Below are 7,931 nucleotides of genomic sequence, written 5' to 3'. Positions count from 1 at the left end.
CGCAATTCGTTCCCATTGATCATCTCTCAACATCAGTCGCAGCATCGTTTCATTCTTTAAAATCTAGAATGTAAACACACTTCGGGAAAAGTTAACAGCTTTTTATATGTCAACACGCCCTAGATATACGCGGCGAGTTCGCAAATGGATTCGGAAATAGTCCAAAGTTTTTTATGCGTTGCGCCAAGCAGGGATATTCTGCAATCGTAAGTTGCACGTTGTTGATTTTTCTTGACATCACAGGTGTCCTGGTTAATGAGCAGATAACTCAGCAAATGAAACTGAAATCTTGGCTACGCAACAATAGCTAATGACGGGTAGCGTGAGAATTAAATTCCCCTTGGGAAATAATTGCAAGTTGCATTCTAGAATTAAAATGGCCGAAATCCAGAGGATTAAGAATATTTCACATTCAGATGATGTTCGTAGTTTCTGATCTGCCTTTGATGCGCGGTCGATGTAGCTTTGCTAATTTCCTGATTTGATGTGTCAAGGGTGCCCATGCACGGGATTATCGTTGCGTAAGCGCCGGTTCGTTTTGCGGACGGCTGGTATCCAGCCCCGACGCCACCAACGTGTGCACATGATCAGCCCGCGCGTCCATTCGTCCAATGCGTAGGCAACCCAAATGCCAGGCAGCCCAAGGTGAAAATACACCCCAAACAGCCAAGATCCGCCGGTCATCACGATGATCATGGATAAGATGCCGGCAGCGACCGGAAAGCGGGCATCGCCAGTCGCTCGCAAGGCATTGATCACAACTAGGTTGAATGCCCGTCCAGGCTCGAGCAATACCGTAATCCAGAGCAGGGTGGTGCACGTCTTAATGATCGCAGGGTCGCGGGTAAAAAAGTGCATTAACCAAGGAGATGATACTGCCACCAGCAACGCGACCGATGTCGATACGAAGATGGCCAGCTTCAGACTCTTGCTGACCAATCGGTGCGCCTGACCTAACTGCCGTGCGCCAATTAAATGCCCGACCATTATTTCACACGAAAATCCAACGGCCAGACTAAATACCAGAATAAAAAAAGAAATCTGGGTTGTATAGCTATGCGCTGCTAAGGCATTTGCACCCATGCTGGCAGTCATAGAAACGGTCGCCAATAATGCCAGACGATAGGCAATATTTTCTGCCGCACCGGGCAAACCAATATGCAGCGCTGCCGCCAGCAGGTCGCGCCGTAACTGCCACCAGTCACGCAGATTTGGGACAAGGTGCAAGCGCCAACGCCACAACGTAAGATGTAGAACGATGCCGAATAGACGGCTCAATGCAGCAGCAACAGCAAAGCCAATGATACCCATAGCAGGTATGGGACCCCAGCCCCCCATCAATGGTATGGATAACAATAAATGGAAAACATGCATCAGGATCATGGTCATTAGGGTATCCGCGGTGAACATGTGCGCCCGCATCACGGATCCCATGCATGCATTGAATGCATCGAGTAGCAGTACCAGCGCCAACATCCGCAGATATGGATCAGCAATCAACAAGACATCGTGCGGTGCATTGAGCAACCGTAACAAGGCACCCGCCAGCAATACCAGCATGGTACCTGCCCCGATACCGATCCAAGTGCTGGCACCTAATGAAGCGCGGGCCATATCGTCTGCAGCTTGCCGATTTCCTGCGCCGAGATTTTGTGTAATCACCACGCTGGCACCCATGCCAATGATCCGGAATAGTAAGAAGAAAGTCGCCTGTACCTGGTTTGCCAGGCCAAAGGCCGCTGATGCCGTATCCGATACCTTGGACGCTAGCCATAAGCCAACCAAACCAACAAAAATCCCTAACACCAGTTCAGCCAGTAACGGGCCGGTAATGGCGATGAGTCGCGGATGGTTTGCTGGTGTCGTGGTGGTGATTGGCGCAGAGTGACGAGACGGGCGATGAGATGGACGTAGCATGAACAAGAACAGTTTTCAAAAGTGCGTAGCAGTGATAGACAGTGTGAGCTTCGTGCCTTCTTGCAGAGGATGAAACCTAGTTCTTTGCACGAGTTGTGGATATGTTACTCTACTTTGAAGACGTACTGAGGAGAATACAACTCAGGTCAATTGCGTCGAGTGGGGGGGGCTCCGCCACTTCCCTATTGTGGCCGTCCTGCAAGGGAATTGTTTATTGAATTAGATTGATCTTCCTAGCGCCAGGCGAGAAGTGGCCCAGTGGCCACTTCCTTAGCGAAGATTATTTCAATTGAGTCAGCGCAAATAAAGATAGCGTCACCACGATCGCACCACCAATGCGTGTCGAAATTTGCGCAAACGGCATGAGTTGCATACGATTGGCTGCTGTCAGAATCGCTACGTCGCCTGTACCACCTTGGCCGCTATGACAGGCGTTGACAATGGCGGCTTCAATCGGATACATCTTCAGGCGTCGACCAACAAAGAAGCCCGTCACCATCAGACTCGATACCGTCGCAATGATGGTAATCAGATTGGCGAGGTTAAATGCTGCGACCAATTTATCCCAAGGCGTCATGGAAGCGCCAATGGCAAACAGTAAAGGGTAGGTCACTGCGGTGGAGAAGAATTTATAGACGACAAACGATGCCTGTTCTAACTGAGGAGAAACAGCCCGTGATAATTTAAAAATCACCGCCACAAATAACATCGCTACCGGCGCTGGGAACCCAAATACCTTAAAGCACATCAAACCAACCATATAGAGCGAAATCGCAGTAACACCAGCAGCAGCAATATGCGTAATGTCTGTACCAGGTGGGATACCTTCTTCAGCCATCTTGAAGTCACTGTGTTCACCTTGTTGCAGGCGGCCTTCACCCGTTAAATGTGGATATTTTTTTCCGAGAAAATTTAATCCACCAGCTAACAAAATAGCGGTCAGGCTACCCAGCATCACTGAAGGCAATACTTGTGCAAAGACATCTCCCTGCGCTTGGCCCAGAATACCGGAATAGCCGATGGAAAGCGGAATCGCGCCCTCACCAACACCACCAGCCATAATAGGCACGACGATATAAAAGAACGTGTGAAACGTCCCGAGGCCAAGCAGCGTGCCGACCAGTGTACCGACGATACTTGCAACGACTGTGCCCGCAGCAAGGGGAATAAATATTTTCAGAAAACCTTGTACCAGAATCGTTCTGTCCATACTCAGAATACTGCCGACGATAATCGAGGCAATAAACAAATACAAAAAGTTAGTGCTTTTGGTGAACTCAACGACGTTTTTCAGAACCAGTTCTGGTAAGAGATGACTAAACGCCAGATAAGAGGGAATAAACGTCGCAAAGATCGCCGCCGCGCCAATATGCTTGAAGACTGGGAGGCGTTTGCCAAATTCTGCACAGGTAAAGCCGCCGACTGCCAAAATCGCAATAGAGACGGAAATATCCGTCGGTACCTTGCCAGTGGAGACAAAACCGATGATGAGCGCAATGAGCAAACAATAGATGGGTAAAGGGATAATGCCAATTCGGAATTCCATTAATTTCCAGAATCCATGTGGCCAAAGATTGGTGCGCTCAAGCTCCGCCACTAGCGGGGCAGCTGTCGTTGTTTTCATCTTGTCTCCTGTTATTTTTACTATTTTGTTACTACTTAAACGTCATTCAGACCGTTTTGTGTGCGATCCTGCAGGAATGTAGCGCAGCACACCCTTCAAACAGCCTTCAATCTCAATAAGAATAAAAAAATACGACCTAGATGACAGCGTGATTAAAAATGATTTACCCTTACGTACATGAAATTACTTTTGGTTGAAGACAATCGTGAGCTATCGACTTGGCTCACAAAATTATTGACGCAGTCTGGCTATGCGGTGGAGCAGGCTTTTTCCGGCGAAGATGCCGAGCATTTCTTATTGACGCAAACCTATGAGGCAATATTGCTCGATCTGACACTGCCTGGCATTAAAGGTCAGACCTTGCTCAAAAACCTGCGTTCGAAACAAAATGACGTTCCAGTACTGATCATCAGTGCGCTAGACACACTCAGCGATGTCATTGAAAATCTCAATCTGGGTGCTGACGACTATATGGCGAAGCCATTCGATATCCATGAGCTCGAGGCGCGTCTGCGATCTTTATTGCGCCGTTCAAAGGGGAAGGCGAGTCCGCTGATCAGTTGCGGTGCGTTGAGTTATGACAGTAATTCCAAGTTATTTAGTGCACATGGACAGGACTTAAGTGTCACGCCGCGGGAACATGCCATCCTTGAAGCCCTGATTAGAAATGCCCACACCACGGTTTCCAAAAGCCATCTGACTGATAGCTTATTTACGCTGGAGGACAGCGTATCACCGAAAGCGTTAGAAATTTATGTTGTCCGGCTCCGCAAAAAAATGGAAGGTTCCGGAGCGCAAATCATTACTTTGCGTGGTCTAGGCTATATGCTGACCTATGAAGCTCAGACTTAATAGCTTAAAGACACAGCTCGCACTATGGGTTTTTTTACCTGTAGTGCTGATCTCGTTGCTGGATTTACTGATGGGGTATCGTGATGCTGATCGTGTTGCGACCATCGTCCAAGAGCAACTGCTCAAAGGTTCTGCGAAAACAATTTCTGAACAATTGGAAAAGGTCGATGATCACTACGAAATTAGCATTCCTCCCGCTGCGTTTGAATTATTTGCCAGTGATTACAAAGACCATATTTATTTCACCGTGCGCTCAGGAGATGGACGACTAGTTGCTGGCAATGAAGAGTTGTTGCCCTATATCGGGACGTTGCAACTTGAACAAGGACAATATTATTTATCTACGATCCGTGGAGAACCGGTTCGGGTGATCGCTTACGAGCAGATCCTCGCGAATGGTATTGGCAATGAAACCAGCATGACGCAGGTGGCGCAGACCTTGAACACCCATCATGCGTTTCGTCGTAGTTTGTTCGGGCGCACTATTCGTGATCATTCGATATTGTTGGTGATTGTCCTTTTGGGCTTGACGATTGCTTTGCGTTGGATGATGCAACCCTTGGTGCAGTTTGGACGTCGATTAATGCAACGGCCTACTGGCTCGTTGGAGAGTTTGTCTGTTGACGATTCGCCAAGTGAGTTGCAACCAGTCATTTTTGCCATTAATGATTATGTCGATCGGCTCAATAAGACCCTGACGTCGTACGAGCAATTTGTGGCCAATACCGCCCATCAATTAAGAACCTCATTTTCGATTATTAATTCACAGGTTGATTTTGCGCAACGCAATTCATCCAGTGATACCCAGCAACAGCAAGTCTTGGGCGATATTAAGAGTACCATCGCGCAGGGTACGAAGGTCATTAATCAGCTGCTGATTCTGGCTGCTGCTGAGCAGAATCTGGCGAACGCCAATACCGGTAAAATGCTTAATGTCGCTGAGATCGTTAAACAAGTCGTGGTCGATATGGCGCTGCTGGCACAGCAACGAGCTCTCGATCTGGGAATTGACACGCTCGATGAAAATATTATGTTGCGGGCCAGTCCGAATTTGCTCAGAGAGTTAATTGCCAATCTAGTAGATAATGCCATCCAGCATATTCAGCCTGGCGGCATGATTACGCTGTCGTTGGAAATCGAGCATACCGTGGCGCTGCTGAAAGTTGTCGATAACGGTCCGGGCATTGCGCCGGATAACCGTGAAAGAGTATTCGAACGTTTTTATCGTATAAATGAAAAAAAATCAAATAGTTCGGGTTTAGGTTTGTCCATCGCGAAGAGTATCTGCGATTCTTTATCAGCCACGATTGTACTGAACACACCAGAACATGGCAGTGGCTTACAAGTCGAGGTACGATTCCCGCTGAAGTAATTGAGTGCCGCTGTTAGGGCGATAGAAAACGCTGAAGTTGGTAGGCATTTCCTTCGTTTTCATCAGAGCACTTTTTCTGTCTTGGAGACATCATGAAGTTTTTTTCTACGCTGCGTTCTCGGCGTTTTTTTAAGCGGCTCTTCAATCTGACCTTTTCTGGCTTCTTATACCTGCTGGCCGAAGAGGCGCATGCTGATGGGAAAATCAGCATTATGGTGGCGGGAATTGAGAAGCAGATTTATTTGCCCGTGAAACTCGCAGAGCAACTTGGTTATTTTGCAGAAACGGGGCTCGATATCGAATTTCTGACTGATCGTAATGGGATCAATGCTGAAACGGAACTGCTCTCTGGCTCGGTACAGGGCGTTGTTGGGTTTTATGATCACACCATCAATTTACAGGCGCGTGGTAAATTGGTGAAGTCAGTGATCCAACTGACACAGACGCCAGGAGAAGCGTTGTTAGTTTCTGAAAAAGCGTCAAAGGACATTACGTCTATTTCTCAGTTAAAAGGCAAGTCCTTCGGTGTCACTGGATTGGGTTCCTCGACGAACATCATCATCCGCTACCTCGCTCAAAAATCTGGCATCAAAAGCAATACGATTAATATCGTTCCCGTCGGCGCAGGTGATAACTTCGTCGCCGCACTCGGGCAGGGCAGAGTACAGGCGGGGCTGACGACGGATCCTACGATTTCGCGACTGACATCGTCAGGTCGTGCGACTATTCTGCTCGATTTACGCGGTATCAAAGAAACCCGTGCCGCTTTTGGAGGACTCTATCCCGCGGCTTGTCTTTATATGCCGAGTGCTTGGATGGCGACGCATCGCAGCGAGGTACAAAAAATTGTCACTGCATTGAGTAAGTCGTTGGCCTATATTCAGACCCATACTGCGCTGGAGATCAGCGAACAAATGCCCACTTCTTTTTACGCCAATGATAAAGAGAATTACATTTTGGCATTGAAAAACAGCAAGGAAATGTTCACCGTAGACGGCAGAATGCCTGAAGGTGGTCCTGAGACCGTATTAAATGTCATCAAAGATTTTGATAAAAACGTACAAGGCAAGAGCATTAATCTGCAAAACACATTTACTAATGAGTTCATTAGTCCCTTGCGTTAAAGCGCATAAGATAAAGGGTTATTACGAAGTTGTTACAGAGTGATTAATTTGGACGAATTCTGATTCATATTCAGTGTGCCTGGTAGCTGGGGTCAGTCTTCATAAAACTAAAGGAGTGAGACATGCATTTCCGATATTCAATCATCGCCGCCAGTTTGTTTTCAATCAATTTATTTGTACAGGCAGCTGAGCGCTTACCAACCATTACGCCTGACAGCTATAACAGTGATCAAAAACAGGCCGCAGCCGACTTTGAGGCTAGCCGGAAAGTACCCGTATTTGGTCCCTTTGAGCCATTAATGCACAGCCCACAAATGATGTCGCAGGCAAGGGCAATGGGCGATTATCTGCGCTATAAGTCTGCGATTGGCAATACGTTAAGTGAGCTGGCGATCTTAATAACGGCGCGTGAATGGACACAGGATTACGAGTGGTATGTCCATCACCCGATCGCGCTCAAAGCAGGCGTCAGGAAAGAGGTAACCGATGCTATTGCTGATGGCCGTCGTCCGGTTGGCATGTCTGAAGACGAAGAAATGGTCTACGATTTTTGTACTGAGCTGCAACACAATAAGCGGGTATCCGATACAACATTTAACCGCGTCGAAAAACGCTTCGGTAAAAAAGGGGCGGTCGATCTGACGGGGATCGTTGCGTATTACACGCTGTTGGCGATGCAATTGAATGTCGCTCAATATCAACTCCCTGCAGATGGCAAAAAATTAGAGCGATTCCCGAAATAAGTCGTTTTTAAGACATTTGTCGCAAAGTCCTGCTGCTATGCCCCAAGACCGATAGTGACGGAGCGATGCCTTGGTATCCGCATCGCTCTGGAGTTATCTGTCATCTGCAGGTATCCTTATTTAAAAAAAGCACGACCGAACATGTTTTTCGTTTGCGGGTACACTTATAGACTAACGCGAGTTCAATTTTGAAGTGCAAGCGTATTTTTGAAGAATACCTGATTGGGTGTAAGGTATCCTAATCTTTTTCTTGGTCGATTATTCAGTCTTTTCATGGCGTGATCAATCTCCTGTTGTGT

At 47.4% G+C, this 7,931-nt stretch carries 6 protein-coding genes and 1 pseudogene; 4 read left to right on the top strand and 3 right to left on the bottom strand.

All coding sequences use genetic code 11. From position 1 onward, the window contains the following. Nucleotides 1-489: 489 nt before the first annotated feature. The gene (locus ACO0KV_RS18140; protein WP_423044538.1) at nt 490-1,917 is read right to left on the bottom strand and encodes an MATE family efflux transporter; all 1,428 of its coding nucleotides are present in this window, start codon (nt 1,915-1,917) and stop codon (nt 490-492) included. Between the two features lie 280 nt (nt 1,918-2,197). Further along, nucleotides 2,198-3,541: a 2-hydroxycarboxylate transporter family protein gene (locus ACO0KV_RS18135; RefSeq protein WP_423044536.1), complete on the bottom strand. Its 1,344-nt coding sequence runs from the start codon at nt 3,539-3,541 to the stop codon at nt 2,198-2,200. Nucleotides 3,542-3,718: 177 nt separating this feature from the next. Here ACO0KV_RS18135 and ACO0KV_RS18130 point away from each other — a divergent pair, with 177 nt between their 5' ends. The 4 genes from ACO0KV_RS18130 to ACO0KV_RS18115 all read left to right on the top strand — a co-directional run bounded on the left by ACO0KV_RS18130 (nt 3,719) and on the right by ACO0KV_RS18115 (nt 7,632). Further along, a complete protein-coding gene (locus tag ACO0KV_RS18130) occupies nt 3,719-4,393 on the top strand; it encodes a response regulator (protein WP_423044534.1) in 675 nt (224 codons plus the stop codon). Continuing rightward, on the top strand, nt 4,377-5,765 hold the full coding sequence (locus tag ACO0KV_RS18125) for a sensor histidine kinase (RefSeq protein WP_423044532.1): 1,389 nt from the start codon (nt 4,377-4,379) through the stop codon (nt 5,763-5,765). The genes ACO0KV_RS18130 and ACO0KV_RS18125 overlap by 17 nt, the downstream gene beginning before the upstream one ends. Nucleotides 5,766-5,857: 92 nt before the next feature. Beyond that, nucleotides 5,858-6,889 (top strand): ABC transporter substrate-binding protein, encoded by a 1,032-nt coding sequence (locus ACO0KV_RS18120; RefSeq protein ID WP_423044530.1) that lies wholly within the window; start codon nt 5,858-5,860, stop codon nt 6,887-6,889. A 122-nt stretch (nt 6,890-7,011) separates the two neighbouring features. Next, nucleotides 7,012-7,632, top strand: a complete 621-nt coding sequence (locus tag ACO0KV_RS18115) for a carboxymuconolactone decarboxylase family protein (protein WP_423044528.1) — start codon at nt 7,012-7,014, stop codon at nt 7,630-7,632. 182 nt (nt 7,633-7,814) lie between these two features. Here ACO0KV_RS18115 and ACO0KV_RS18110 read toward each other — a convergent pair. After that, a pseudogene (locus ACO0KV_RS18110) lies at nt 7,815-7,931 on the bottom strand (IS30 family transposase); the annotation flags it as partial.

It is taken from the genome of Undibacterium sp. RuRC25W, assembly GCF_049339825.1.
Lineage (GTDB): Bacteria > Pseudomonadota > Gammaproteobacteria > Burkholderiales > Burkholderiaceae_D > Undibacterium.
This window is presented reverse-complemented; position numbering and strand designations above follow the sequence as displayed.